Source organism: Solibacillus sp. FSL K6-1554 (genome assembly GCF_038005185.1).
Classification (GTDB): domain Bacteria; phylum Bacillota; class Bacilli; order Bacillales_A; family Planococcaceae; genus Solibacillus; species Solibacillus silvestris.
In genome coordinates, this window is sequence record NZ_JBBOSS010000001.1 from 2,429,546 (window position 1) to 2,453,772 (window position 24,227).

A 24,227-nucleotide genomic window follows, 5' to 3' on the forward strand; every position below is an offset into this window, starting at 1 on the left:
TCACCGTTGTGATTTTTCTATTATATCAATGTACAACACAAGACAAAAGTTTAACACATTTTAGTTACTACGTCTCACAATATACTGCGCAAATTGTCGAAGCAATGTTGTATCAATGTCAATTTTTTGTAATGCTTCAATCGCCAGCTCATAATGTTCGTCAAGCTTTTGTTTTGCACCTTCTAATGTAAGTAAAGCAGGGTATGTACTTTTATCGCTTGCTACGTCTTTTCCTGCTGTTTTCCCTAGCTGTTCCGAAGTTCCTTCAATATCTAAAATATCATCTTGAATTTGGAAGGCTAAACCGATATGGTGTGCATATTCCACTAATGCTTCACGATCAGAAATACTTGCATTTGCCAGCACAGCACCCGCTTCAATACTAAAACGAAGTAATGCGCCTGTTTTGTTTACATGAACTGTTTCAAGCTCCTTTAGATTCAATAGACGTTTTTCTCCGTCCATATCCAGTACTTGTCCGCCGACCATTCCTTCAGCACCTGCGGCAACACTTAATAGGTTCACGAGCTCAATACGTTTTTCTGCAGAAAGATTATTCAGACGTGCGATGACACCAAATGCCAATGTGTTTAGAGCGTCACCAGCCAAAGTTGCCAATGCTTCGCCGTACACAACATGATTCGTTGGCTTTCCTCGGCGCAATTCATCATCATCCATACTTGGCAGGTCATCATGGATTAACGAATACGTATGGATCATTTCAACAGCGGATCCTACTGTATAACTTGTCTCAAGAGACTGATTATACATTTCGCAAACTGCCACAACAAATAACGGACGAATTCGTTTGCCCCCTGCTTTTAATGAATACAGCATCGATTCTTTTAAATGTGCCGGTGCTTTGATCGATTCAACGAGTTCATACATTGTCGTTTCCAGCTGCGGTATATTATGATCAATAAACTGCTTTAACATGTTTTCCATCTGTTAGTCTTCTCCATTTCCTTGTTGGAAAGCTTTCTTTTCACCATCTTCTCCAACGATTGAAATTAATTGTTGTTCTGCATTTTGCAGTGTATCATGACAAAGTTTTGATAGTTCCATTCCCTTTTTATAAAGGTCAATGGCTTCTTCCAGTGGAACATCTCCTTGTTCAAGTTTACGTACAACTTCTTCTAATTCTGTCATTGCTGTCGCAAATGTCGGTTTTGTCACTTTGCTTCCCCTTCCTTTTGCACATGCTTTTTCTCAATTTTCGCTTCGGCATATCCATCCTGAAACGTCACTTGAATCACGTCGCCTTTTTCCAGCTCGTGAACTGATTTTACTACGTTTTCCTCTTTATATGCCACGCTGAAGCCTTTACTCATTAATGCGAGCGGATTTAACGCCTCCAGCATACGCAGCTGATTTGTAAAAGCAACTTTATTTTGTGCAAGCTGTTGCTGCATTCGATTCGTTAACGTTTGAGTACGGTGTTCGAGCTGCTGTTTAGCAGCAATTAATTGATGTACCGGCGAATACAGCTTCATTTTGCTGTCAATTGACTGTAGCTTTGATTTTTCATTCATCATATAGAGCTTCGTCGCATTTTGTAGTGATAAGTCCACCTGCACAAGCCTTTCAATAAAAGGACGATATAATCGCTCAGGTGTTGCAAGCGGATAGGAATTTTGCAGTTTTGTTAGGCGATTTCGTTCAAAATTGAGCTTTGATGTCATCATTTGATGAAGAATAGACTGATAGTGAAGAATTTGCTGGTACAGCTGCTGCTGATTTGGAACAGCCAGTTCTGCCGCAGCAGTTGGTGTCGGTGCACGTAAATCCGCGACAAAATCCGCAATTGTCGTATCGGTTTCATGTCCAACCGCACTAATAACCGGAATACGGCTTTCAAAAATCGACCGTGCGACGATTTCTTCATTAAATGCCCATAAATCTTCAATCGATCCGCCACCACGTCCAACTATCAGAACATCACAAAATCCATGGCGGTTCGCTAAATAAATATTCTCTGTAATGTTTGGAGCCGCACCTGCACCTTGTACGAGCGTCGGATAGATTAAAATTTCAGCCTGCGGATATCGGCGGTTAATCGTTGTGCATATATCGCGAATAGCCGCACCAGTCGTCGCCGTTAAAACACCGATCGTTTTCGGAAATTGCGGAATCGGCTGTTTAAAATTTGGATTAAACAATCCCTCATTTTGCAGACGTTCCTTTAACTGGTTAAAAGCGACGAACAAACCGCCAATCCCATCCGGCTCCATCGTCTGTGCATAAAGTTGGTATGCACCACTCGCTTCATAGACATTCACATCGCCCCGTATAAAAACTTTCATCCCTTCTTCCGGCTTAAAGGAAAGTTTCGAAGCCTGTGAACGGAACATCGTAGCGTTAATACGTGAACTGTCATCTTTCAGTGTGAAATAAATATGACCTGAACTATGTACTTTTACATTTGAAAGCTCTCCCGTTACGTAAACATCACGTAAATGCGGATCGGCATCAAATTTTCGCTTAATATATTTTGTTAATGCTTTGACGGATAAATAAGAATTCGATGTCATAAACGTATTGCTCCTTTACGGTAGTTCTTTTCTGTATGTGTGATTTCCATTGCGTACGGAAACCCCGGTTTATTAAAAAATAAGCGGAACATTTACCGCTACTTCTCTATTGTTTACTATCTATTGTATCGTATAAGCTAAAAATCACGATTTTGATCTACATCAAAATCGTGATTTTTGAAGTTAGATTAATTCTCTTGACGTTCTAACTCTTTTTCAGCTGCTTGTACTGTGTTTTCCAGTAACATCGTGATTGTCATAGGGCCGACACCGCCTGGAACGGGTGTAATATGTGAAGCAATCCCTAGTACATCATCAAAATCCACATCACCGCATAGACGGTTGTCTTCATTTCGGTTAATCCCTACATCAATGACAACTGCCCCTTCTTTAATATGCTCACTTGTAATAAAGTTCGCACGACCGACTGCCGCAATTAAAATATCGGCCTGTTTCGTAAAGTACGGTAAATCCGGTGTTTTAGAATGTGTATATGTAACTGTAGCGTCTTTTTGCAACAATAGTTGCCCCATCGGTTTCCCGACGATATGGCTGCGTCCTACGATGACTGCATGCTTTCCTGCAACATCTATTCCCGCATGTTCGAGCATTTTCATAACCCCATAAGGAGTACATGGCAAGTATGTATCCTGTCCAAGCATCATTTTCCCTACACTAATCGGTGAGAATCCGTCCACATCTTTCTCCGGAGAGATCGTTTGAATTACTTTGTCCTCATTGATATGTTTCGGTAATGGAAGCTGAACGAGAATACCGTGAATTGAAGCTCGTTCGTTTAATTCACGAATTTGTTCAAGTAAAGCCTGTTCTGAAATTTCTTCAGGTAGTTTGACAAGTTCCGAATACATCCCAATTTGCTCACAAGACTTTTGCTTGTTTGCTACGTATGTTTTGGATGCCGGATTGTCGCCTACTAAAATGACGGCTAAGCCTGGTGTAATCCCTTGCTCTTTTAGCGCCTGTACACGAGTAGCGACCCCTGTTCGAATTTCTTGACCGATTTCTTTACCATTAATAATTACGCTTGACATGTTGTTGCTCCTTCCAGTGATTACGACAATCGGAAAGGTTGCCTACTGCTTGTATTAAAAACACACGATTATTATGACAACCTACCAGTTAAATCTTGATATATTAATCTTTAAAGAATTGAATACATTTGTTGATTTATTGCTCAGTAAATTTCGAAAGTACACCATTGACGAACTTGCTTGATTTCTCGTCACCGAATGTTTTAGAAAGCTCGATTGCTTCGTTCATGATAACTTTGTTTGGCGTTTCTTCAGCGTATAATAATTCATATACAGCTAATCTTAAAATTGTTCTTTCAATTTTTGGCAGACGGTTGATCGTCCATTTTTCTAGGTTTTTTTCTAGCGCTGCATCAATTGCTTCGATATTTTCAGTTGTCCCACGAACTAATTGCTCCAAAAAGGCATTTGATTTTTGTTCTTCTTCAAGAACATGGCCAATTGCCTCTTCTATTGTTAATTCTGTGCTGTCTAACTGAAACAAAGCTTGTAACGCTTTTTGACGCGCCTCTGTTCGTTTCATAAATAATAGCTCTCCTTCATAAGTAGCATTACTTGATATCATAGCATATTTTGCAAGGCATCGCACAGTTTGACAGAAAATTTTTGGCTGCAAAAAGAGATTTTTGTATTCTTCCTTAAAATGGTGAAATTTACGATAAAAAAACGACATGTTTGAGATAAATCAACATGTCGTTTATATTAATTCCGTTAATAAAATACCAGGTTTTTATATTAGGTAGTTGATTTCCATTGCGGGTCGGACGCTTTCCAGGGGCCCCGAGGCCAACAGGATGTTGGTCACAAAAGCGTTGCCACAGGAAGTGGCGTTCTTAGCTTTTGTTCCTCATCTCTCCCACGGGCTAATCCCCTAGGAAGCTTGCTTGTAGCGAAAGGCGATAGCCGTCAGCTAATGTTTTCACAGTGCGAAAGGTGAAACCGTCAGCACGAACACTCGCCTCCCCTCCATTTCAATCAACTCGTTATAAAACTTACTGAAGGCATCTTACATTATAATGTGAAATTAATTATTCTGTAACGGGATCATTAGCGTGCCTGTTTCGCGCTTGTTGTTATCCGATTCAGGGAATTCAAATAGGTACGTAATTTGTTCAGCTGTTTCTTTTATTACGTAGAACTGGAAATGCTCCATATTTTCCAGGAAATATCGGATATCCTGCATTGCCATCAGCTCTCCTACTTCTTCATAGTGTGCCAATGCTTGCTTAAAATAAGCGTTAATCAAATTTAAATCTTCTTCATTTGCTATACGAATATAATCTTTGCTCATATCATTTTAACTCCTCAACTAGATTATGACCTATTATAGCATAATTCCAATAGAGAATAGGAAGCTACTGCCAAACGACTTGTCCGGTCATTTATTTTCATGTACTTTTCCTTACCATCACTTAAACGCTTGCGCTGCTTTAACGGCTTTGTGCCAGCCTGTAAATAATGATTCACGCTGTTCTTCATCCATTGCCGGCTCGAATTGACGATTGAGTTGCCAATGTTGTTGCACTTCATCGAGGTTCTCCCAGAATCCGACAGCCAATCCGGCTAAATACGCTGCTCCAAGTGCCGTCGTTTCATTGACTGAAGGACGGTCAACAGGCACATTTAAAATATCTGACTGGAATTGCATTAAGAAGTCGTTCATCACAGCACCACCGTCAACGCGCAGTTTCCTTAAGTCGATGCCTGAATCGGATTCCATAGCCGATAACACGTCCCGAGTTTGATAGGCAAGCGATTCCAATGTCGCACGGATAAAATGTTCCTTCGACGTACCGCGTGTTAAACCGAATACCGCTCCTCGCACTTCACTATCCCAATAAGGTGTTCCAAGTCCGACAAATGCCGGCACAACATACACACCATCTGTATCTTTTACACGAGCAGCATATGCCTCACTCTCAGCAGATTTCCGGAACATCCGTAGTCCGTCACGAAGCCACTGAATGGCCGAACCGGCTACAAAGATACTTCCTTCAAGCGCATATGTCACTTTGCCATCATAACCCCATGCAATAGTTGTAAGAAGACCATGCTCTGACTTTACCGCTTCCTCACCTGTGTTCATCAGCATGAAACAACCGGTACCGTAAGTATTTTTCACCATTCCTTGTTCATAGCAGGCTTGACCGAATAATGCCGCCTGTTGATCTCCTGCAATACCTGCGATCGGTACACGATGACCAAAGAAATGATTACCCGCAATTTCCCCGTATATTTCAGAGGAAGGTTTCACTTCAGGAAGCATGGATGCAGGGACCCCTAAAATGTCCAGCAATTCTTCATCCCATTTTAAATCATAAATATTATACATTAATGTTCGGGAAGCATTCGAGTAGTCTGTCACATGAACAGCTCCTTCTGTAAGCTTCCAAATAATCCATGTATCAATTGTTCCGAATAAAAGGTCACCCGCTTCCGCTTTTTCTCGTGTTCCTTTTACATTGTCCAATATCCATTTTACTTTCGTACCGGAAAAATAAGCATCGATGAGCAAACCGGTTTTATTACGGAACAGCTCATTATGCCCCGCTTCCTTTAAGGAATCACAAATTTCCGCAGTTTGGCGTGATTGCCATACGATGGCATTATATACCGGTTCACCCGTATTTTTATCCCACACAACAGTCGTTTCTCGTTGGTTTGTAATCCCGACTCCTTCGATTTGTGACGCCTGAATATTATTTTCCGATAATACCTTTGCAATTACCGATAAAATGGAACTCCAAATTTCCTTTGCATTATGCTCAACCCAACCCGATTTCGGGAAATATTGTTTAAATTCCTGTTGTGCTGTATGAACGATATCCCCTTTTTTATTGAATAAAATGGCACGTGAACTCGTCGTGCCCTGATCTAACGCCATAATATATTTTTCCATTATACTGTCTCCTTTTTAACGGATTTGGATTGTGTGATAAATGCAATGACACAAATGACAACAAATAACGTTGTAAACAGCCAAAATGCCACTGAATTTTCATTTAAAAAGAATTGTTTGTAAAACAGTGCGCCTGTGACGCCACCAATAATCGGTCCGACAATTGGCACAAAGGCATAAGACCAGTCTGAATCACGCTTACCTGGTATCGGTAAGAAAAAATGCGCGATGCGGGGTCCTAAATCACGGGCTGGGTTGATGGCATAGCCTGTAGGTCCGCCTAAGCTCATACCTATGGCGATAACAATAATACCAACAAGCAACGGATTAATACCATCCGCCAATGAATTACCGCCTAATGCTAAAATTCCTAATAATAATATAAAAGTCCCTATCATTTCTGTTACGATGTTTGCCAAAGGATGACGAATGGCAGGAATTGTAGCAAAAACAGCTAACTTCGCATCTTGATCTTTTGTTTGTGACCAATGTGGCAAATAAGCAAGATATACGACAATTGCACCGAGAATTGCCCCTAATATTTGTGCAATAATATACATCGGAACATCCGCCCATGGGAAGTCACCAATTGTTGCAAATGCTATTGTCAATGCAGGGTTTAAGTGGGCACCACTCACTCCGCCTACAGTATATGCCGCGATAGCCACGGCAAAACCCCAGGCAATCGTAATTACGACCCAGCCGCTATTTTCCGCTTTGGAAAATTTCAACAAGGATCCAGCAACAACCCCGCCACCTAAAATAATTAAGATCATTGTTCCTACTAATTCTGCTAAAAATGTTGACATTCCCTTCGCCTCTTTTCACTAAGTCATTGTTACGTCTTGTAGTTCATGTTCTAGTTGATCTGTATGCTGCTGCTTTTCTTCTGCTGTCCAGTTTAGGTAGTCGCTCATTTCATCAATAACAAGCTGTTTATATTGTCTCACCAGATGGATGTTAAATAAGAGTGCGCCTGTACGACGAACGAAAAAGTCACTCGGTGTACATGCACTTTCCTCATTTATTGCATAGTACAGCTGGCCATATACGATCGGCGGTAAGTTTCCTTTTGCCTGTTTAATATAATCGAATACTTTATCGACATTAGTACCATAGAATTTTGCTAAGTAATGGCTTTGTTCCTCCGTTAAGCCAAGCTCCTGGCCTTTCATTGTCCGTTTCTCAACAAATGATTCGAAAAATTTAGAGCCGCTCGTTTCTCCGCCCGAAATAGGCAGGTTTTTGGTAATCGATTTACCGTATTTCAACTGGTATTCATCGTTTAATTGTTTTACAACAAGGTCCACAATTTTTTCAGCCATTTTACGGTAGCCTGTCAGTTTTCCTCCTGCAATCGTAATCAATCCGCTTTCTGATTGCCAAATTTCATCTTTTCGTGAAATTTCGGACGGTCCCTTACCTTCTTCATGGATAAGCGGTCTCACCCCTGCCCATGCCGATTCGATTTTATCTTCTGTCAGCTGCAGTTGCGGGAACATATAATGAATCGCATCCATAATATATTGTCGGTCCTCTTTTGTTACCTTCAGATCTGCAGGATCCCCTTCATAAAATGTATCCGTTGTTCCAACGTACGCTTTACCATCTCGTGGAATCGCAAAAATCATCCGACCATCTTTTTCTGTATCAAAATAGATCGCTTGCTGCAGAGGGAAATCATCCGCGTCGAAAACAAGATGCACACCTTTCGATAAAATAAGGTGTTTGTTATCAAGCTCCCCATCTAATTTACGCACTTCATCAACCCATGGGCCTGCTGCATTGACCACTTTCTTCGCACGAATTTGAAATTGTTCCCCAGTAAGCTGATCTTCCACCGTCACTGTAGAAAATGCCACGTTATTCGCTTCAATTCCCACAACCTTCAAATGGTTCATTGCAAGTGCCCCGTTGGCAACAGCTGCTTTCATCACTTCGATTGTCAGGCGTGCATCGTCTGTACGATATTCGACATAAACGCCGCCACCGAGCAAACCATCCTTTTTAATAAGCGGTTCACGGGCAATCGTTTCATCTGCAGATAGCATAAAACGGCGTTCACCTTTTTTCACATTCGCTAAAATATCGTATACTTTTAATCCCAGCGCTGTCGAAAACGAACCAAATGTCCCTCCTTTATGGAAGGGCAGCAACATCCATACAGGCGTTGTTACATGCGGTCCGTTTTCGTAAACAATTGCCCGCTCTCGACCGAGCTCGGCAACCTCTTTAATTTCGAATTGTTTTAAGTACCGCAGGCCGCCGTGAACAAGTTTTGTCGATCGGCTACTCGTTCCTTCCGCAAAGTCCTGCATTTCTGCCAACCCTACTTTTATCCCTCGTGTGGCGGCATCAAGTGCAATACCCGCACCTGTAATTCCTCCACCAATAACAAACAGATCAAAGGTTTCTTCTATGAATGTTTTTTTCAATCGCTCTCTTGCATTTGCAGAAAAGTTTCCCATACCGTTTCCTCCTTACCAAATGAAGCTTTAAATCTATACCCTATTTTCACCTTGTTCACATCCTAAAATTCACGAAATTATGAAAAAATATTTAAAATAAGAGCTTCAGTGTTGAGGAATCAAAAAAAGAACCGAGCATCAATTAATTGAGCTCGGTTCTTGTTTATACAATTATTCTGCGTCTTTTGAAGTTTCGAACTGGATCCCTGTAATATGGATATTCACTTCGCTTGTTTCGATGGCTGTCATATTTAAAATGGCTTGTCGAATCGTTGTTTGCACTTCTTTCGCCACTTTTGGAATGGCATACCCATATTTTACAGTGCAGAATACATCAATAACAATATTGCCTTCTTCCGACATTGCTGACTTGATGCCTTTGGAATGGACTTTTTTACCGAAACGCTCGGCAACACCTGATGCGAAATTTCCGCGTGTTGCTGCGATTCCCTCTACTTCTGTTGCAGCGATACCTGCGATAACTTCAATTACTTCTGGCGCGACTTCAATCTTCCCTAATTCTTCTTTACCAACCGGTGTTGGTTGTACGAATGCTACTTGTTGTTTCTCAGCCATTTGCGATACATCCTCTCTTATGTAAACTAATGGATTTCTAACGCTTGTTACTTTAAATCCTTAAGTTCAGTATACTACAATTATAGACCGGATGTAGAACGGTTGCGCCACATTTTGTAATTTTGGCAATGGTCATCCATTATTCCATGCATACTGACCTTCATTCGGATCAATTAGTTTTATGTCATAAACTTCACAGTAATGTTTTGCAACAAATAATATTTCCTGACGTACTTGCAGCATACTGCCTGTATCATTCGTTTCGACAAAATACCGAATGAGAATACGGCAGCTTGTCGGCATTAGCTCATCCATCGCTACATGAATAATTTTTTTCGAAATTTTCGGATGTAGTGAAATTTGCTCTCGTACAGATTCCAAAAACTTCACAATACTTTCCTCACTGTTTTCATTTGATATATGCAGGAAATGCTCCACTTTTCTTTCTGTACGATTGGACAGATTATAAATCGGACGATTGACTAAATACGAGTTTGGTACATAAACTGTTCCTTTATCGGATGTTTGAATAACGGTACTGCGCAAATTAATATCCTGTATAGTTCCGTCAATTTTCTCGTCACCCGACATAATCCAATCACCGATCTGAAATGGTTTATCCAACGCAACACTCATCCCGCCGAAAATATGCGCGAGCGTGTCACGAATACCAAATGCGAGCGCCACACCTGTTAATCCAATTGCAGTTAAAAACCCGTTTAAATTAAAGTTCCACAGTGAGGCAATTGTAAACATCGCAATGACCATGACCGCGACTTTACTCATCCGCAAGAAAAATGGGGTTAAAATATCCTGATCTTTCCCTGTTTCAAATCGATGTGGGTTTTTCAAATAAAAACCAAGTACATCATACAGTGCTTTAAATGCAAAAAATACATAGACTGAATCAATATAAATACTTAGTTTCGCATTTTCAAAAAGCCATACTTCCACTAATAAAGATGCTGCCATCACAATAAGGCTGAAAATAATCGCGTTACGTATTGATGGGTAGACACTCTTTGTAATGTCACCGAATACCGGATGATTTTTTTTATTGAACAAATCCGCTATTTTAAAAAGCAGCGGCCGTATTATAAATCGAATGACGATTAAACCAACGATAATTATTGCAGCAGCCGCCAGACAATCTGCTACAGTCGGTGCAGTAACAGACGGAATTAACCATTTTATCGATTCCCACATAACAATCACCTTCTTAAACCTTCTTTACAACTACAAGACAAAATCATACCATGTAAAGAAACGATTTACATCGAAAATCGTTCCACTGATAATCAATTCGAATGGAGGATTATTTATGACTGCACTTAACAATCTATTTTTGCTTCTAGAACAACAACTCATGCATTACAGAAAGGAAGATTTTATCAACATCTTGAGTGAGGATTTTCTTGAATACGGATCATCCGGAGGCATCATGGATAAAACTTACTTGCTTCACCAAATGACAGAACAAGGGATTGAAGACTGTTTATTTACCGTTACAGAATTTCAGGCAGTTTCACTTGCAGATCAAATTGTGCAAACACGATTTGTCACTACAAATCGAAAGAATGGCAACAGGCAAAACCGCAGTTCGCTTTGGCGCAATGAAAACGGGACATGGCGGATGTTCTTTCATCAAGGAACACCAGCAAAATAAAAAACCACTCTTATGTAAAGAGCAGCATTTTTATTACTTTTTCAGTAAATCTTTATATTGATGCGATGTCGTGAGCGCAATCGTCAGCGAACCTTTGCTATAATACGTTTTAATTAAAAACGGTGCCCCGCTCGTATTTTGAAATTTAAAATCGAGCGATCCGTAAGAAACCGTCGCATCCCTTCCAGTGGGGACATAGCCGATGTTTAGTGAATGGTGATGCCTTTCCGTAATGCGAATTCCCAACTGGTCGACGGCATTGAATAATGTCGAGGACGTTTGGCAAATTCCACCACCAATACCCATCACCAGCTCCTTGTTAATAATTTCAGGTGCCGGTTGATAGCCTTTTTCCACCGTTCGTTCTCCGACCATTGTGTTAAAAGAAAAATAATCTCCATCCCCAACTAAAATATTATGGATGGCCTTTGCGGAAAGCTCGATATTTTCACTTCTTCCGCTTTCTGCTCCATTAAAATAAGTCGTAAACGAAGCAACAGTCACATCATCTAATGAAGGAATGTCGATTTCCAGATTGCTTTCCAATATATACAGCGGCAAAAAAATATGGTCCCCTTTTGGAGAAGCCGCTAAAATTTTTTCGACTAATTCACTTTCCTTTAATACGATTCCGGGATTTCCTTCAATAATCTCTCCGTTTTCCCCAATTTTGTGCAGGACCATTGTTTGATCATAGCCGGTCCTTTCTTTAGACCCTCTTGCCAGTTCTCTCGCTACTTTCTTAATGTTTGCCTCGTACAGTTCACGATCCGTGCCGTATCCTAATAATTGTGGTGTGAACGATTTCACGATTTCCATTGTTCTCGGATCAATCAGTGTAATAACAGCTGGATAGATAAGCGGATATTCCCCAACAATTGCTTCCCTTTCCGACAACGGGGAGGAGGTCGAAGCTTCGATTTGATGTTCTTTTACTCCGTCTGTTTCGGAAGTTCCTGAATATGATGCTTTTTCACAGCCTAGTAAACAAAGACCGAACAATACTAAATAAATGAAGTTTGTTTTCATTTTATTTCCCCTATCTATAAAAGCAAAGATCTCATAGCTTATTCAGAAATTTAACTTCTGTTAACAGAATTAATGCCACAAATGCCCATACGTATTGAATGGGGTACCGTCACTTTTATAGACAGCTAAAATGGTAAAAAACATTAATCATTATTGTTTTCTTTGCCTCGCTTCTTTTTCCCATCTTGCCAGCGCTGGATATGGATCAAATGCCCATTCTGTCCTGCCATTAAATTTATAGATCCCATAATGTAGATGCGGCGGGAATTTTCCAGCTGTTCCTTCTTTTCCGTACCCTGTACTTCCAACATAGCCGATAACTTGTCCAGCCTCGACAATATCGCCTTCTTTGAGTCCTTTTTGAAAATAAGCGAGGTGTGCATAATAATGATATGAATTATGGTTGTCACGAATACCGACACGCCAGCCGCCAAATTGATTCCAGCCCATCACTTCGATTACCCCGTATGACGTTGAATAGACCGGCGTGTTGTACGGAGCAAAAATATCCGTTCCTTCATGTATTCTTCGACCACCCCAGCCGCGATTTGCTCCCCATGTCCCTCTGTAGCTGTAGTCAGCTCGGATTGATAGCGGGAATGTATGCCCATCCAAATCGATCGTTCCAAATTTCTCGTATAATTTTGCGATGACAAGTATTTGATTCACCGATAATTCATTTTTATAATAATCCCATAATGCCAATTTAAAATTATCCTCACCATATCCGTACTGTCTTAAATACTTAGCCAAGGTAAATAATATATCGCTATCATCGGAACGATCTGCAATCCCATCCCCGTTCCCATCCATACCGCTTCCATTAAAATAAGCAATTGAAACCGGTGAAACATCATTTTCGGCCGGATTTAAAATACCGGACCAGAATTCATCCGAAAATTGAATGGCAATGATACTTTCTCGCTTTGGAATATCCTTTCGTACTTCCTGAATATTTCGTTCATATTGATCGACTGCCGCCAGATAATACCAGGGCAATAAAATATTTTCATGCTGTACATAGTAGTCCATTCTTTTTTGCAATAGTTGTTCTTTTATCGAGGTGGTGTCCTCCTCTGCAGAAGCATCGGCAACAGGCATAAATCCTAAAATGAAAATGGCCGTCATCATCCATGCAATACGGTATTTCATCATTTCCCCTCCTCTACAATATGTTTGTTCGAATCATTTTGTATTCGGATCATTTGTGAAATTGTGATAAATCGGTAGCCTTGATTTTTTAGCTCCGGCAATATTTTCTTCAACGCTTGAACTGTCTGCTCCCGATTGCCTCCTCCATCATGGAACAACACCACATTTCCATTTCCGAGTCCGTTTAATACCGTCTTCACTATTTTATTTACACCTGGATTTTTCCAGTCTTCTGTATCCTGATGCCATGACCACATTACAATTTTATAGCCGTTTTTGACAGATTCTTTTACGAGTTCATCTGTATAATAACCTTCGACCGGTCGGAATAAATTCGGTTTCGTCCCAGTAATGCTGAATATTGTATCGGATGTCTGATTAACCTCTTCCATAATGGGAGAAACTGATTTTGTATAAGGATGTGTGTACGTATGATTGGCAATCTCATGTCCACTTTCATGCATCCGCAAAACGAGTTCGGGGCTTTTTTCAGCCAGTTGCCCCACGATAAAAAACGTTCCCTTCGCCTCATATTGTTCAAGTAAATCAAGTATTTGTTCGGTATATTTCGGATGCGGCCCGTCATCAAATGTCAGGGCCACCACCTTTTCGTTCGTTTTAATATCCCATATAATTTCACCTGTTTTTTCATAATAGTCCCTTCCTTTTGCTTCACCTAGACTGTTGAAAACATACATAGCTGCAAATAAAAATAAAAGGACTAAAAATAAAATAAAAGCAATTCTTTTCCATTTTTTTCTATTCATATGATCACTTCCTTAATTAATTTCATCAGCATTAGTATTTAGAAAAACGCTAAAAAGATGTATTCAATTTAAAGTGAAAATAACCCATTTATTTTTTTAAAATTAAAAAGAGCTAGAGATTCAATGTGATCTCTAGCTCTTTTCCTGCGTTAATCCTGTTACAGCAATCCTTTTTATGTATAGAACAGGAAGCCCTTGTTACAAAAATTGCTGCTCCAATAAGAAGCAGCAATTTTTTAATGTGGTAGATAAATTAACTGTAATATGAACAGAACAGCGAAAATGTAAACGAGCGGATGTACTTCGCGTCCACGCCCTTTTACAAGCATAATTAACGGATAGCTAATAAAACCGAGTGCGATCCCTGTAGAAATACTTGATGTAAGTGGCATTGATAAAATAACTAAAAACGCCGGGAACGACTCTTCAATTTCATCCCATTTCATGTTTTTCACAACACCGATCATTAAGCTACCTACGATAATTAATGCTGGTGAAGTAATGGCTGCCACACCGGACAATGAGCCAACAAGCGGTCCGAAAAATGAAGCGATGATAAACAGTACGGCAACGGTTAATGCTGTTAAACCTGTACGGCCACCAACTGCAACACCAGAACCTGATTCCAAATACGCAGTTGATGGACTTGTCCCGAACATCGCACCTGCAGTTGTTGCAAGAGAATCGGAAATAAGTGCTTTACGTGCACGCGGCAATTTCCCGTCCTTCAATAACCCTGCTTGCTTCGATACACCAATTAAGGTCCCTGTCGTATCAAATAATGTAACTAAAATGAATGAAAAAATCACACCGTATAGACCGTATTCAATCACTTCTGAAATCGCAGTTATTGGATTGAGTATGATAAATCCTTCCGGTAAATGTGGAAGCGCCACTACTTTATCGATTGTAAGTTGTCCTGTGAACATCGCAATAATTGCCGTCACAATCATACCGATAAAAATTGCCCCGTTCACTTTACGAGCCATTAGTGCAACTGTAATGAACAGCCCAACAAATGTTAATAACGGTGCTGGCTCCGCAATATCACCAAACTTAACTAAATTAGATTCATCAGCTACGACGATACCGGACATACGCAACCCGATGAAAGCGATAAATAATCCAATACCCGCAGTAATCGCCAACTTTAAGTTTTCAGGAATTGCTGTAATCAGCTTTTCACGGAATGGCGTTAAACTAATAATAATAAATAAAATACCTGCAACAAATACTGCTGAAAAGGCAGTAGTATACGTAATCTCTCCATTTGAAGCTAATACAACAGTATAAGTAAAATATGCATTTAATCCCATACCTGGAGCAACGGCGATCGGATAGTTCGCACAAAGCGCCATCCAGCCTGTCCCGATAACTGCTGCGATAATTGTTGCCAAAAATACTTGATCAACCGGGACTCCAGCGCCTGATAAAATAATCGGGTTAACAATGATGACATAAGCCATCGTTAAAAATGTTGTTAAACCCGCAAATAATTCACGCTTAACTGTTGTCCCATTTTCTTTTAACTGAAACATTTGCATTCCTCTTTTCAAAACACGAACAATTTTTAAGAACTTATATATAATATTCGTTATTATAGTAAAATGCAATCTATTCTAAGCATTTTTTTAAATAGGGAAAATTAATTATTTTCAGAAAATTATTTTATTATTCATATAGCTCTCTCTTTGAGATATTTCTTCATTCTTACTTTACCCAAATTATGATATTTTACAGCTGCAAAATGAGAAAAACGGTTGCAGTGGACGCAACCGTTTTCCTATTTCTATTATTTTTTCTTTAATACGAATGTTTCATATCTCTGTATGAATGCGGATATGTGAGCACGTGTTAAAATATTTTCAGGTTCAAAAGCTTTGATTGATGTTTGGGTAGTAAGTCCATTATTGATGAAAAATTGAATCGCTGTGTCTTCACTTACTGTTTTCCCATAGTAGTAAGAGGCCATCAATTGTGCCAGTTTACCACGTCTGATACCTTGCTCCGCTAAAGCTCTTGAGGCTTTCGATTTTTCGCTTGCCACTACAGGCATATTATACTTTTTCGCCAAGTTGTATACTTTACTTTTGTTCCAAGATGATGTGCTTTGTACATTTGCTAATTCATCTTTTTCAGCGTAGCGGAAGAAGATTGTCAGGAAGTGTGCTTCAGTTAATTTTTTATTCGGTAGTAGATGCGTTTCGTATTTTTTAGTTTTTGCATTCCAAATTGTACTGTCACCTTGAATGTAACCTCTATCGATTGCCCAGATCATGTCATTTCTCCACCAAGCTGTAGTACTGAAGTCAGCATACTGTTTAATATAAGACGAGTAGTCCGGTTTAGGCTCAACAGGAGTTACAGGAGTCGATGTCGATTCTACATAATCTAAATAACTTGACGCTACATACCCTTCTGATCCGTCACTTCTTTTCACCGGATACCAGACAAAATGGTTTTTCTTCGTTGCTACCTCATCGTAAACAAATGGACCAGTAATGGTAACCACTTCGCCTTTAGTTAAAGTACCTTTTTTAGAATCATCTCCCGTTGTAGGTCTAGATCTAAATGCGGGATTTGTTGTTGCACTTACTTTTTCACCTTTTTCAAAAGAGTACTTTGATTTTGTTAATGGTAAATCAAACTTATAATTCATCTTTAAAAATTTAATATTATCTCTGCTGTTAGAGTCATATTGGAAACCTTCGCTTGTAAAAGGCAGCTCTTGTAAGTCGATTAATTCATATTTCTCAACAAACCCAAAAATCTTTTCTTGATATGCTTTTACATTTCTTTCACCAGTTGCTTGTACAGTTGGACTATTTACCGGCTTCGTACCGTTATAAGCCATAACCGCGAAGTACCAAGATTCCAGGACATCTCTGTCACCATCATTAATTTTAGGTAAATCCGATCGATCAAACATTTTATCAAGAATTTTTACACCCGATTCAATATTATAAAGAAGGTCACTTTTTAATCTTTCTTCATTGAAGCCGGCCTGATTTGTAATTTGCATAAGGCCAATCCCATTATCTGCTGTCACAATTGCTTCCCCGTTGTGATCGAAATGACGCCAATTTCCACTTTCACCTTCCGCTATTGCCTTCACAATTTCAGGAGGGACATCATAACTCAATGCTGTTTCAGTTAATAAGCAGTTCGTAGTAGAAAAATCCGGGTTTACCTTCGACGCTGTATCATACTCACACGTATTTGCAATATCATTTGCAATTACATTTTTATCATTATTGATAGATAGAGTGATCGCACCAACAGCAATTACACCAATCAATGGTTTGAATAACTTTTTCATAAGTACTTATTACACTTCCTTTTATATTTTCTAAAGTTAAAAGATTCACATATATGTTAACATATACCAAACTTTCTAGATAGGGGTACCTTCCGCTATTTTGTCTTGAGCTGCCATCTGCATATTTTTTGCCCCCTCTCTTACTCTATTAATAGCTATTCCACTTACAGACGGTAAAACTGTTAAATAGTTTCAAAAAAAATAAAAACCCTCTAATTTAAAATTAGAGGGTTAAAAACTTATTAAAATCTAATTAAGATTTCACATTCACGCCTAAAATATCATTCTCTTCCAGGAACTTCGTGTTGAATTTCGCTGATTTGAATACGTCGTTGTTCATTAAAGCTTGGTGGAATGGAATTGTAGTGTTAATTCCAGGTCCAGCTACTTCAAATTCTGATAACGCACGGTTCATTTTCGCGATTGCTTCTTCACGAGTGTCTGCATGAACGATCAGTTTTGCGACCATTGAATCGTAGTATGGTGGGATCGTATAGCCTGCATAAACTGCAGAATCGATACGTACACCATAACCGCCTGGTACTACATACGTATCTACAGTACCTGCTGAAGGCATGAAGTTTTTGTATGCATTTTCGGCGTTAATACGGCATTCAATTGCCCAGCCGTTAATTTTGATGTCTTCTTGTTTGAACGGCAGTTCTTGACCAGAAGCGATTTTTAATTGTTGTTGTACTAAGTCAACACCTGTAATCATCTCTGTTACAGGGTGTTCAACTTGAATACGTGTGTTCATTTCCATGAAGTAGAAACGATCTTCCTGGTAATCGTAGATGAACTCGATTGTACCAGCACCTTCATAGTTACATGCTTTTGCTGCTTTTACAGCAGCTTCGCCCATTTCTGCACGGCGCTCTTCAGATAGTGCCGGAGACGGTGCTTCTTCTACAAGCTTTTGCATGCGGCGTTGAACTGTACAGTCACGTTCGCCAAGGTGTACAACATTGCCATGGCTGTCCGCTAATACTTGGATCTCGCAGTGACGGAAATATTCGATGAATTTCTCTAAATAAACACCAGGGTTGCCGAATGCCGCTGCTGCCTCTTTTTGAGTAATTTCAATTCCTTTTACAAGCTCTTCTTCTGTGCGTGCAACACGGATCCCTTTACCGCCACCACCAGCAGTTGCTTTAATGATGACCGGGTACCCGATTTTCGCAGCCCATTCTTTACCTGTTTCAATATTTGGTACAATGCCTGTACCAGGAACTAACGGAACATTTGCCGCTTCCATCGTGTCACGTGCAACATCTTTAATCCCCATAATTTTAATCGCATCCGAAGAAGGACCGATAAATTTAATACCCGCGTTTTCACAAGCTTCAGCAAATGCTGCGTTTTCCGCCAAGAAACCATATCCTGGGTGGATCCCGTCAGCACCTGTTTTTTGCGCTACCCCTAAAACTGCCGGGAAACTTAAATACGAATCTTTCGATAACTTTGGTCCGATACAATATGCTTCATCCGCAAGCTTTACATGCAATGCATCCGCATCTGCTTCAGAATATACTGCGACCGTTTGAATACCTAGCTCTTTACATGCACGAATAATACGTACTGCAATTTCGCCTCGGTTTGCGATTAATACTTTTTTCATTTGTATATACGCTCCTTATTCAGCTTTTACTAAAAATAATGGTTGACCATATTCTACTAATTGGCCATCTTGAACTAAGATTTCTACGATTTCACCTTTAACTTCAGCTTCGATTTCGTTGAATAACTTCATCGCTTCTACGATACAAACGATTGACTCTTCGCCTACTTTATCGCCTACTTTTACATATGCTGGTGATTCCGGGTTTGGAGCCTGATAGAATGTTCCAACCATAGGAGACGTGATTTTATGTAAATCAGCCGTGTTTTCTACTGGTGCTGCTGGTGCTTCTGCTTTAGGAGCTGGAGCTGGTGCCGCTTCTACTTGTACTGGAGCTGGTGCCGCTACTGCTGCAACCGGTGCTGCTTCTTGTACTTTTTTAGGAGCTGCTACTTCTGTAACACCGTTGTTTTTCTTTAGTTTAACCTTTGCGCCGTCCGCTTCATATACAAACTCGTCGATTGATGAAGCATCTACTAATTTAATAATTTCTCGGATTTCTTGAACTTTGAACATTCTTAACTCTCCCTTAAAAAAAAGTAATAACAATACAAACCCTATTTTATAATTTTTCGGACTATTTTGAAACAAATAATTTTAAATAGCTCAAAAATAGGCATAAAGCAGAACAATCGTATATTAAGACAAAGAAAAATATTTCAATCTGCTATATAACACATTTTCCGCTTTACATTAATATGACGTCCTTTTAATTAAAAGGTTCGAATTCTACGCTAACATTTACGTAATCTTTAAATTCAGAACGCACAACGTATAAGATTTCATCTGCCAATTTCTCGGATACTTCATCTGACATAACTCGTACAGCTACCTTATCTCCTTCAATTCGGACAAGGGCATCTGAATAGCCGATTGATTTAATAAGCATTTCCAGCATCGCTTCCGATGATTCCAACTTGATCAGTTCATCCATTTCATTGAATGCCTCATTCTTTTCTTCTGCTGTAAATTCATCAGCAGCAATCTTTTGCGTCAATTGTTCTTTTTGCTGGCTGCGTTTGTTCGCTAACTCTAAACGTACTTCCTGGAATAAGTCGCTTTCTGAATTAACAGGTTGTGTCAGGTTTTGATTAACCCCTAAAATATCTGTTTCATCAATCGTTTCATCAGAGAAGATCGTTAAAATATTCGGCGTATTGTCTTCGAAAATATAAAATACAGAAATTACCGCAGCTAAACTTACTACTGTTAAGAACCATACTGTTCGTTTTTTCACTTTCACTTGTTTTCCCCCTTAATTTGCATTGGCACTACTTGAATACGATGCGACGGAATTTGCAGAACATGCCCAATGGTTTCCTTTAGCATGGTTTTCACGTCGGTATTATTCGCTCCTTGTGCCACAATGATGACACCGGATAGCTTTTGCTGTTGTGTGACAGACAAAAATTGCTGTTCACTTTGTTGATCATAGTGAAAATAAACCTGAACTTGTCCGACTGACTGAATTTCACTTAATAATTTTGCAAGCTGTTCCTCATTTGAGTTATTGCTTTCTCCTTTCTCCGGTTGTGATAGAAACATGAATAAAAAAATAATAAATACTACGGCAATGACAATTAATACGATAGGACGATTCGCTTGTTTCTTTTCCACATTATTAAGCGTATACGCCCCCTTCTCTACTAGATTTCAACATAATGTATGAACGAAACAAACCGGTTATGCAAACAATGAAAGAATTGTGCTTGTCACGAATAAATACAATGCGAGCTTTACATATACTTGCCATTGCCGCTCATCAGCAAATATGAGAAGACTGCTGCCCAGTAAAATAAAAAGAAATAATTGAATCATGTTTTTCCCCCCATGGACATCTGCATAAAGAAAATAAATAACAGTACGATAAACATAATTGCGAAGCCAAGTAAAAAGGCAACCGCACATAAAACAAACATCGTCTTTCCAACATCATCAAATAGACCGCTTATACGCATATTTGTAAACGGTTCTATAATGGCACCAATAATTTTAAACAGCAGTGCATGTAGCAATAGTACCGTCGCCGGATAAAAAGCCGCACCCCAAATAATTGTTAAAAAGGACAGTCCAACAAAGGTGGAGACGGTTGACTGAGTTTTTTGGAAAAAGGATAGCCCTTCTACAATCAAATTGCCGATTAACGGAATATTTTGCTCAATTAATTTCTTTATAGGTGATTTTAATGCGTCATTTAGCTGAATAAAGGCGACACCAGAAAGCGTCAAAATCGATGTCAATGCAATAACCGACGCAATCATGACGCTTAATATAGAAGAACGAATAAGATCTGCAGCTTTTGAAAAAGAAATAGCCGGATATATTTTTGTACAGACATCAAATATTAATGCGAGGATTAGAGCAGGTATTGTAACGTTTGTGCTGATAAATAAAATAACCTGGACAAAAAGAATGATGATTGGATTCCATGCGATCGCCGTAAATACGGTTTGAATTGTCAACAGCATAAATGACATGATCGGTAAAATAGCCATAAAGAAATTTTGCAGTATGGCAATGAGCTCATACAGCACAACAAAGGCATCGACAACATTTTGTGCAAATACTACGATAAACAAAATAATAAATAACTGTTCAATTAACGCGGTTTCTTTCGGGACTAAAGCAAGTAGCAGTAAATACATCAAAATATATATCGCTACTAGCAGCAAAGAATACACTAAAGATTGAATGGGCTCTGTAAAAATCGAATAAATTGTCTGCATTACTGTAGCCTTTCTAATAATTGGATTAATAGCTGAAATTTCGGTTGTAGCAGATTGATCCAATATAACACTGCGGTCATGCGAATGGACAACGTAACTAATGTCGCAAAAGCTTCATATTCAAATTGATCTAATAGCTGACAGATTAATTCATTCAGCAAAAAAAGTAATGCCGTGAAGAGCAGTCCCTTACTGTATGGAACATTATTGAAAATAACTGCGAGTCGCTGCCAAAGCGGAATGAGTTGCTCGCGGACAACAAATTGGAAAAAAATAAAGAAAGCGATGACGACAATGATTGAATGCAGCTTGTCCATCGTCTGTTTTAAAAATAAAAACAGAACTAAATAAATGACACTTGCAAATAGCGCAATCATTTAGCTAGACGGCCGTCAACCATTGGAAAAATATGACAATCTCTTGAAAGAACAAGCGCAAAAATCGAATTAATTCAATCGTCATGTATAAATACGCAATGAAAAACAAGAAAAACGAAAACTCTTTTTTTCCTAAATGCTCGAAGAATAAATGAAGAAGTGCAATAATCAACCCAATCCCTGCAACACGAAGCACATCTTGTAATTCCAATAAAGCCCTCCTTCCTTAACGAAACTATATGCACTATCCAATCAAATAAGCACAAAAAAACACCGATGAGAAAGTTTTATCCTTTATCATCAGTGTAAAAAATTTTATTGTAAGAGAGTTTCGATAATCTCTTTAACAGATGCTTCTTTAGCCAAATAGCTATTTTCCCCCATCCAAAGAGACATATATTCAAGGTTGTTTTGACGGGCACTTTCTTTTCGGATCGGTTGGGTCAAATAATGCTGAAGCGGATATGGGGCAGTCACCGCTTCTTTTAACTCCTCGGTAAACCTGTTTTTCAGACCGCGCGCATATTTGCCGGTAAATGCTTTCGTTAACGTTGTCGCTTGTTGACCGGAATTTAAAATCGCTTCTTTATGTAGCTTTGGTGCCGCACATTCAGTTGCCGTCAATAACACCGTTCCTATCTGAACATACGAAGCCCCTAATTCAAGCATGTCAAAAACTTGAGACTTTGTCATAATCCCACCTGCTGCAATGACAGGGATCGAGATATTCTCTTTTGCAGCTTTCAACAGGTCCGCTGTTGAATGGAGTGCCATTGGTTCAACAAATGATCCTCTGTGTCCCCCAGCTTCTATTCCCTGAACAACGACTGCATTCAACCCCGCTTTTTCAACAGCGACCGCTTCTTCCACCGAAGTTGCTGTGCCAATCAAGTACACGTCTTTTTGTTTAAGTGCTGATAATGTTTCGTCATCGGGCAAACCAAATGTGAAGGAAACGACCGTCACACCTTCTTCAAGAATCGCCTGTACTTGTTCTTGAAAAACATTAGATGTTGGAATAAATTCCGGAATTGCAATGTTCAACTCTTCACAGATTGGCTGTAATGCTTCACGTGCACGTTGAACTAAATGAAGGTCTGATTTCGTCTGTTCCGGAACAAACAAATTCACGCTAAAAGGTTTTTCAGTTAATGCTTTCACTTCCTGTATAAATCGCTTTGTTTCCTGACCGTTCAAATACCCTGCGCCAATTGAACCTAATACACCAGTCTCACAGCATGCCACTACAAATTCAGGGGTTGTAACACCTGCCATTGGTGCCTGTACAATCGGATTTTCAATTGGTAGTTTTTCCATCATCTACTATCCACTCCTTTCTTCGATTATACCCAACGCTCCATTAGACAGGCTATAATTTGAAATATTTTTCATTTAATTAGATTCGATAGCACATAAAAAAAGCAGGGATATTGTATTTCTACAATATCCCTGCCTCATCACTATTGTTTCAAAACGATTAAGCGCGTGAAACGTAAGTGCCTTCAGTTGTGTTAATAATTAATTTATCACCTTGGTTAACGAAGAATGGCACGTTTACCATTAAGCCAGTTTCCATTTTTGCTGGTTTTGAACCGCCTGAAGCTGTATCGCCTTTGATGCCCGGCTCAGTTTCAGCAACTTCTAACGTTACTGTGTTTGGTAATTCAAGACCTAACATTTCGCCTTGATATGTTTGGATATGAACTTCCATGTTCTCTAATAAGTAGTAAAGTTCTTCTTCGATTTGAGCAGCAGCTAATGTTGTTTGGTCATATGACTCTAAATCCATGAATACGTGCTCATCACCTTGTGCATATAAATATTGCATTTTGCGATTTTCGATCATTGCTTTTTCTACTTTTTCACCAGCACGGAAAGTTTTTTCTGTTACATTGCCGTTACGTAGGTTACGTAATTTAGAACGTACGAATGCAGCACCTTTACCTGGTTTTACGTGTTGGAATTCTAGTACGCGGAATAAGTTACCGTCAACGATAATTGTTAAACCTGTACGGAAATCGTTTACTGAGATCATGAATTATTTCCT

Annotated in this window: 27 protein-coding genes; 1 reads left to right on the forward strand and 26 read right to left on the reverse strand. The window is 39.4% G+C overall.

Annotated elements, in window-relative coordinates; translation table 11 throughout:
• Positions 1 to 60: 60 nt before the first annotated feature.
• The 11 genes from MHB58_RS12060 to MHB58_RS12110 form a co-directional block, all read right to left on the reverse strand.
• Positions 61 to 945, reverse strand: coding sequence for a polyprenyl synthetase family protein (locus MHB58_RS12060; RefSeq protein ID WP_065215707.1), 885 nt, complete (start codon positions 943 to 945; stop codon positions 61 to 63).
• Between the two features lie 3 nt (positions 946 to 948).
• Positions 949 to 1,176 (reverse strand): exodeoxyribonuclease VII small subunit, encoded by a 228-nt coding sequence (xseB, locus tag MHB58_RS12065; RefSeq protein WP_008404237.1) that lies wholly within the window; start codon positions 1,174 to 1,176, stop codon positions 949 to 951.
• Positions 1,173 to 2,531: an exodeoxyribonuclease VII large subunit gene (xseA, locus tag MHB58_RS12070; protein WP_340735316.1), complete on the reverse strand. Its 1,359-nt coding sequence runs from the start codon at positions 2,529 to 2,531 to the stop codon at positions 1,173 to 1,175. Before xseA ends, xseB begins: the two co-directional genes overlap by 4 nt.
• Positions 2,532 to 2,719: 188 nt before the next feature.
• Positions 2,720 to 3,583, reverse strand: coding sequence for a bifunctional methylenetetrahydrofolate dehydrogenase/methenyltetrahydrofolate cyclohydrolase FolD (gene folD / locus MHB58_RS12075; RefSeq protein ID WP_014823479.1), 864 nt, complete (start codon positions 3,581 to 3,583; stop codon positions 2,720 to 2,722).
• A gap of 136 nt (positions 3,584 to 3,719) precedes the next feature.
• Complete coding sequence (nusB, locus tag MHB58_RS12080; protein ID WP_008404241.1) at positions 3,720 to 4,106, reverse strand: transcription antitermination factor NusB; 387 nt, start codon at positions 4,104 to 4,106, stop codon at positions 3,720 to 3,722.
• 501 nt (positions 4,107 to 4,607) lie between these two features.
• A complete protein-coding gene (locus MHB58_RS12085; protein ID WP_014823478.1) occupies positions 4,608 to 4,874 on the reverse strand; it encodes a hypothetical protein in 267 nt (88 codons plus the stop codon).
• A gap of 117 nt (positions 4,875 to 4,991) precedes the next feature.
• The gene (gene glpK, locus MHB58_RS12090; protein WP_008404243.1) at positions 4,992 to 6,482 is read right to left on the reverse strand and encodes a glycerol kinase GlpK; all 1,491 of its coding nucleotides are present in this window, start codon (positions 6,480 to 6,482) and stop codon (positions 4,992 to 4,994) included.
• On the reverse strand, positions 6,482 to 7,291 hold the full coding sequence (locus tag MHB58_RS12095) for an MIP/aquaporin family protein (RefSeq protein ID WP_008404244.1): 810 nt from the start codon (positions 7,289 to 7,291) through the stop codon (positions 6,482 to 6,484). The genes glpK and MHB58_RS12095 overlap by 1 nt, the downstream gene beginning before the upstream one ends.
• 18 nt (positions 7,292 to 7,309) lie before the next feature.
• A complete protein-coding gene (locus tag MHB58_RS12100) occupies positions 7,310 to 8,950 on the reverse strand; it encodes a glycerol-3-phosphate dehydrogenase/oxidase (protein WP_014823476.1) in 1,641 nt (546 codons plus the stop codon).
• Between the two features lie 171 nt (positions 8,951 to 9,121).
• The gene (locus MHB58_RS12105) at positions 9,122 to 9,526 is read right to left on the reverse strand and encodes an Asp23/Gls24 family envelope stress response protein (RefSeq protein ID WP_008404246.1); all 405 of its coding nucleotides are present in this window, start codon (positions 9,524 to 9,526) and stop codon (positions 9,122 to 9,124) included.
• A 132-nt stretch (positions 9,527 to 9,658) separates the two neighbouring features.
• A complete protein-coding gene (locus MHB58_RS12110; RefSeq protein ID WP_014823475.1) occupies positions 9,659 to 10,732 on the reverse strand; it encodes a mechanosensitive ion channel family protein in 1,074 nt (357 codons plus the stop codon).
• A gap of 115 nt (positions 10,733 to 10,847) precedes the next feature.
• Here MHB58_RS12110 and MHB58_RS12115 point away from each other — a divergent pair, with 115 nt between their 5' ends.
• Complete coding sequence (locus tag MHB58_RS12115) at positions 10,848 to 11,192, forward strand: nuclear transport factor 2 family protein (protein WP_340735317.1); 345 nt, start codon at positions 10,848 to 10,850, stop codon at positions 11,190 to 11,192.
• Positions 11,193 to 11,225: 33 nt separating this feature from the next.
• Here the strand turns inward: MHB58_RS12115 and MHB58_RS12120 are convergent, their stop codons facing one another.
• The 15 genes from MHB58_RS12120 to efp form a co-directional block, all read right to left on the reverse strand.
• A complete protein-coding gene (locus MHB58_RS12120) occupies positions 11,226 to 12,221 on the reverse strand; it encodes a VanW family protein (RefSeq protein ID WP_014823473.1) in 996 nt (331 codons plus the stop codon).
• A gap of 150 nt (positions 12,222 to 12,371) precedes the next feature.
• Positions 12,372 to 13,373, reverse strand: a complete 1,002-nt coding sequence (locus MHB58_RS12125; protein WP_340735318.1) for a M23 family metallopeptidase — start codon at positions 13,371 to 13,373, stop codon at positions 12,372 to 12,374.
• Positions 13,373 to 14,140, reverse strand: a complete 768-nt coding sequence (locus MHB58_RS12130; protein WP_014823471.1) for a polysaccharide deacetylase family protein — start codon at positions 14,138 to 14,140, stop codon at positions 13,373 to 13,375. The genes MHB58_RS12125 and MHB58_RS12130 overlap by 1 nt, the downstream gene beginning before the upstream one ends.
• A 236-nt stretch (positions 14,141 to 14,376) precedes the next feature.
• Entirely contained in the window at positions 14,377 to 15,678 is a 1,302-nt protein-coding gene (locus MHB58_RS12135) for an NCS2 family permease (protein ID WP_340735319.1), read from the reverse strand.
• 254 nt (positions 15,679 to 15,932) lie between these two features.
• Complete coding sequence (locus tag MHB58_RS12140; protein ID WP_340735320.1) at positions 15,933 to 17,459, reverse strand: SH3 domain-containing protein; 1,527 nt, start codon at positions 17,457 to 17,459, stop codon at positions 15,933 to 15,935.
• A 253-nt stretch (positions 17,460 to 17,712) separates the two neighbouring features.
• Positions 17,713 to 19,077, reverse strand: a complete 1,365-nt coding sequence (gene accC / locus MHB58_RS12145; RefSeq protein ID WP_014823468.1) for an acetyl-CoA carboxylase biotin carboxylase subunit — start codon at positions 19,075 to 19,077, stop codon at positions 17,713 to 17,715.
• A 15-nt stretch (positions 19,078 to 19,092) separates the two neighbouring features.
• Complete coding sequence (accB, locus tag MHB58_RS12150; protein WP_014823467.1) at positions 19,093 to 19,593, reverse strand: acetyl-CoA carboxylase biotin carboxyl carrier protein; 501 nt, start codon at positions 19,591 to 19,593, stop codon at positions 19,093 to 19,095.
• A 193-nt stretch (positions 19,594 to 19,786) separates the two neighbouring features.
• Complete coding sequence (locus MHB58_RS12155) at positions 19,787 to 20,320, reverse strand: SpoIIIAH-like family protein (protein ID WP_008404261.1); 534 nt, start codon at positions 20,318 to 20,320, stop codon at positions 19,787 to 19,789.
• Positions 20,317 to 20,694, reverse strand: a complete 378-nt coding sequence (locus tag MHB58_RS12160) for a hypothetical protein (protein ID WP_340735321.1) — start codon at positions 20,692 to 20,694, stop codon at positions 20,317 to 20,319. The genes MHB58_RS12155 and MHB58_RS12160 overlap by 4 nt, the downstream gene beginning before the upstream one ends.
• 66 nt (positions 20,695 to 20,760) lie before the next feature.
• A complete protein-coding gene (locus tag MHB58_RS12165) occupies positions 20,761 to 20,895 on the reverse strand; it encodes a hypothetical protein (RefSeq protein WP_269454576.1) in 135 nt (44 codons plus the stop codon).
• Positions 20,892 to 21,803 (reverse strand): stage III sporulation protein AE, encoded by a 912-nt coding sequence (locus tag MHB58_RS12170; protein WP_008404266.1) that lies wholly within the window; start codon positions 21,801 to 21,803, stop codon positions 20,892 to 20,894. The genes MHB58_RS12165 and MHB58_RS12170 overlap by 4 nt, the downstream gene beginning before the upstream one ends.
• Positions 21,803 to 22,180 carry a hypothetical protein gene (locus MHB58_RS12175; protein ID WP_008404267.1) on the reverse strand — a complete coding sequence of 126 codons (378 nt, stop codon included), beginning with the start codon at positions 22,178 to 22,180 and terminating at the stop codon, positions 21,803 to 21,805. Before MHB58_RS12175 ends, MHB58_RS12170 begins: the two co-directional genes overlap by 1 nt.
• Positions 22,181 to 22,184: 4 nt before the next feature.
• Positions 22,185 to 22,391 (reverse strand): hypothetical protein, encoded by a 207-nt coding sequence (locus tag MHB58_RS12180; RefSeq protein ID WP_014823466.1) that lies wholly within the window; start codon positions 22,389 to 22,391, stop codon positions 22,185 to 22,187.
• 104 nt (positions 22,392 to 22,495) lie between these two features.
• A complete protein-coding gene (locus tag MHB58_RS12185; RefSeq protein WP_014823465.1) occupies positions 22,496 to 23,500 on the reverse strand; it encodes an NAD(P)H-dependent flavin oxidoreductase in 1,005 nt (334 codons plus the stop codon).
• A 157-nt stretch (positions 23,501 to 23,657) separates the two neighbouring features.
• Entirely contained in the window at positions 23,658 to 24,215 is a 558-nt protein-coding gene (efp, locus tag MHB58_RS12190; RefSeq protein ID WP_014823464.1) for an elongation factor P, read from the reverse strand.
• Between the last annotated feature and the right edge of the window lie 12 nt (positions 24,216 to 24,227).

Bases quoted from the DNA above. Each gene is read 5' to 3' on its own strand.
- MHB58_RS12060 (WP_065215707.1), bottom strand. From the start codon at position 945: ATGGAAAACATGTTAAAGCAGTTTATTGATCATAATATACCGCAGCTG.
- xseA (WP_340735316.1), bottom strand. From the start codon at position 2,531: ATGACATCGAATTCTTATTTATCCGTCAAAGCATTAACAAAATATATT.
- folD (WP_014823479.1), bottom strand. From the start codon at position 3,583: ATGTCAAGCGTAATTATTAATGGTAAAGAAATCGGTCAAGAAATTCGA.
- nusB (WP_008404241.1), bottom strand. From the start codon at position 4,106: ATGAAACGAACAGAGGCGCGTCAAAAAGCGTTACAAGCTTTGTTTCAG.
- MHB58_RS12085 (WP_014823478.1), bottom strand. From the start codon at position 4,874: ATGAGCAAAGATTATATTCGTATAGCAAATGAAGAAGATTTAAATTTG.
- glpK (WP_008404243.1), bottom strand. From the start codon at position 6,482: ATGGAAAAATATATTATGGCGTTAGATCAGGGCACGACGAGTTCACGT.
- MHB58_RS12095 (WP_008404244.1), bottom strand. From the start codon at position 7,291: ATGTCAACATTTTTAGCAGAATTAGTAGGAACAATGATCTTAATTATT.
- MHB58_RS12100 (WP_014823476.1), bottom strand. From the start codon at position 8,950: ATGGGAAACTTTTCTGCAAATGCAAGAGAGCGATTGAAAAAAACATTC.
- MHB58_RS12105 (WP_008404246.1), bottom strand. From the start codon at position 9,526: ATGGCTGAGAAACAACAAGTAGCATTCGTACAACCAACACCGGTTGGT.
- MHB58_RS12110 (WP_014823475.1), bottom strand. From the start codon at position 10,732: ATGTGGGAATCGATAAAATGGTTAATTCCGTCTGTTACTGCACCGACT.
- MHB58_RS12115 (WP_340735317.1), top strand. From the start codon at position 10,848: ATGACTGCACTTAACAATCTATTTTTGCTTCTAGAACAACAACTCATG.
- MHB58_RS12120 (WP_014823473.1), bottom strand. From the start codon at position 12,221: ATGAAAACAAACTTCATTTATTTAGTATTGTTCGGTCTTTGTTTACTA.
- MHB58_RS12125 (WP_340735318.1), bottom strand. From the start codon at position 13,373: ATGAAATACCGTATTGCATGGATGATGACGGCCATTTTCATTTTAGGA.
- MHB58_RS12130 (WP_014823471.1), bottom strand. From the start codon at position 14,140: ATGAATAGAAAAAAATGGAAAAGAATTGCTTTTATTTTATTTTTAGTC.
- MHB58_RS12135 (WP_340735319.1), bottom strand. From the start codon at position 15,678: ATGTTTCAGTTAAAAGAAAATGGGACAACAGTTAAGCGTGAATTATTT.
- MHB58_RS12140 (WP_340735320.1), bottom strand. From the start codon at position 17,459: ATGAAAAAGTTATTCAAACCATTGATTGGTGTAATTGCTGTTGGTGCG.
- accC (WP_014823468.1), bottom strand. From the start codon at position 19,077: ATGAAAAAAGTATTAATCGCAAACCGAGGCGAAATTGCAGTACGTATT.
- accB (WP_014823467.1), bottom strand. From the start codon at position 19,593: ATGTTCAAAGTTCAAGAAATCCGAGAAATTATTAAATTAGTAGATGCT.
- MHB58_RS12165 (WP_269454576.1), bottom strand. From the start codon at position 20,895: ATGATTCAATTATTTCTTTTTATTTTACTGGGCAGCAGTCTTCTCATA.
- MHB58_RS12170 (WP_008404266.1), bottom strand. From the start codon at position 21,803: ATGCAGACAATTTATTCGATTTTTACAGAGCCCATTCAATCTTTAGTG.
- MHB58_RS12175 (WP_008404267.1), bottom strand. From the start codon at position 22,180: ATGATTGCGCTATTTGCAAGTGTCATTTATTTAGTTCTGTTTTTATTT.
- MHB58_RS12185 (WP_014823465.1), bottom strand. From the start codon at position 23,500: ATGATGGAAAAACTACCAATTGAAAATCCGATTGTACAGGCACCAATG.
- efp (WP_014823464.1), bottom strand. From the start codon at position 24,215: ATGATCTCAGTAAACGATTTCCGTACAGGTTTAACAATTATCGTTGAC.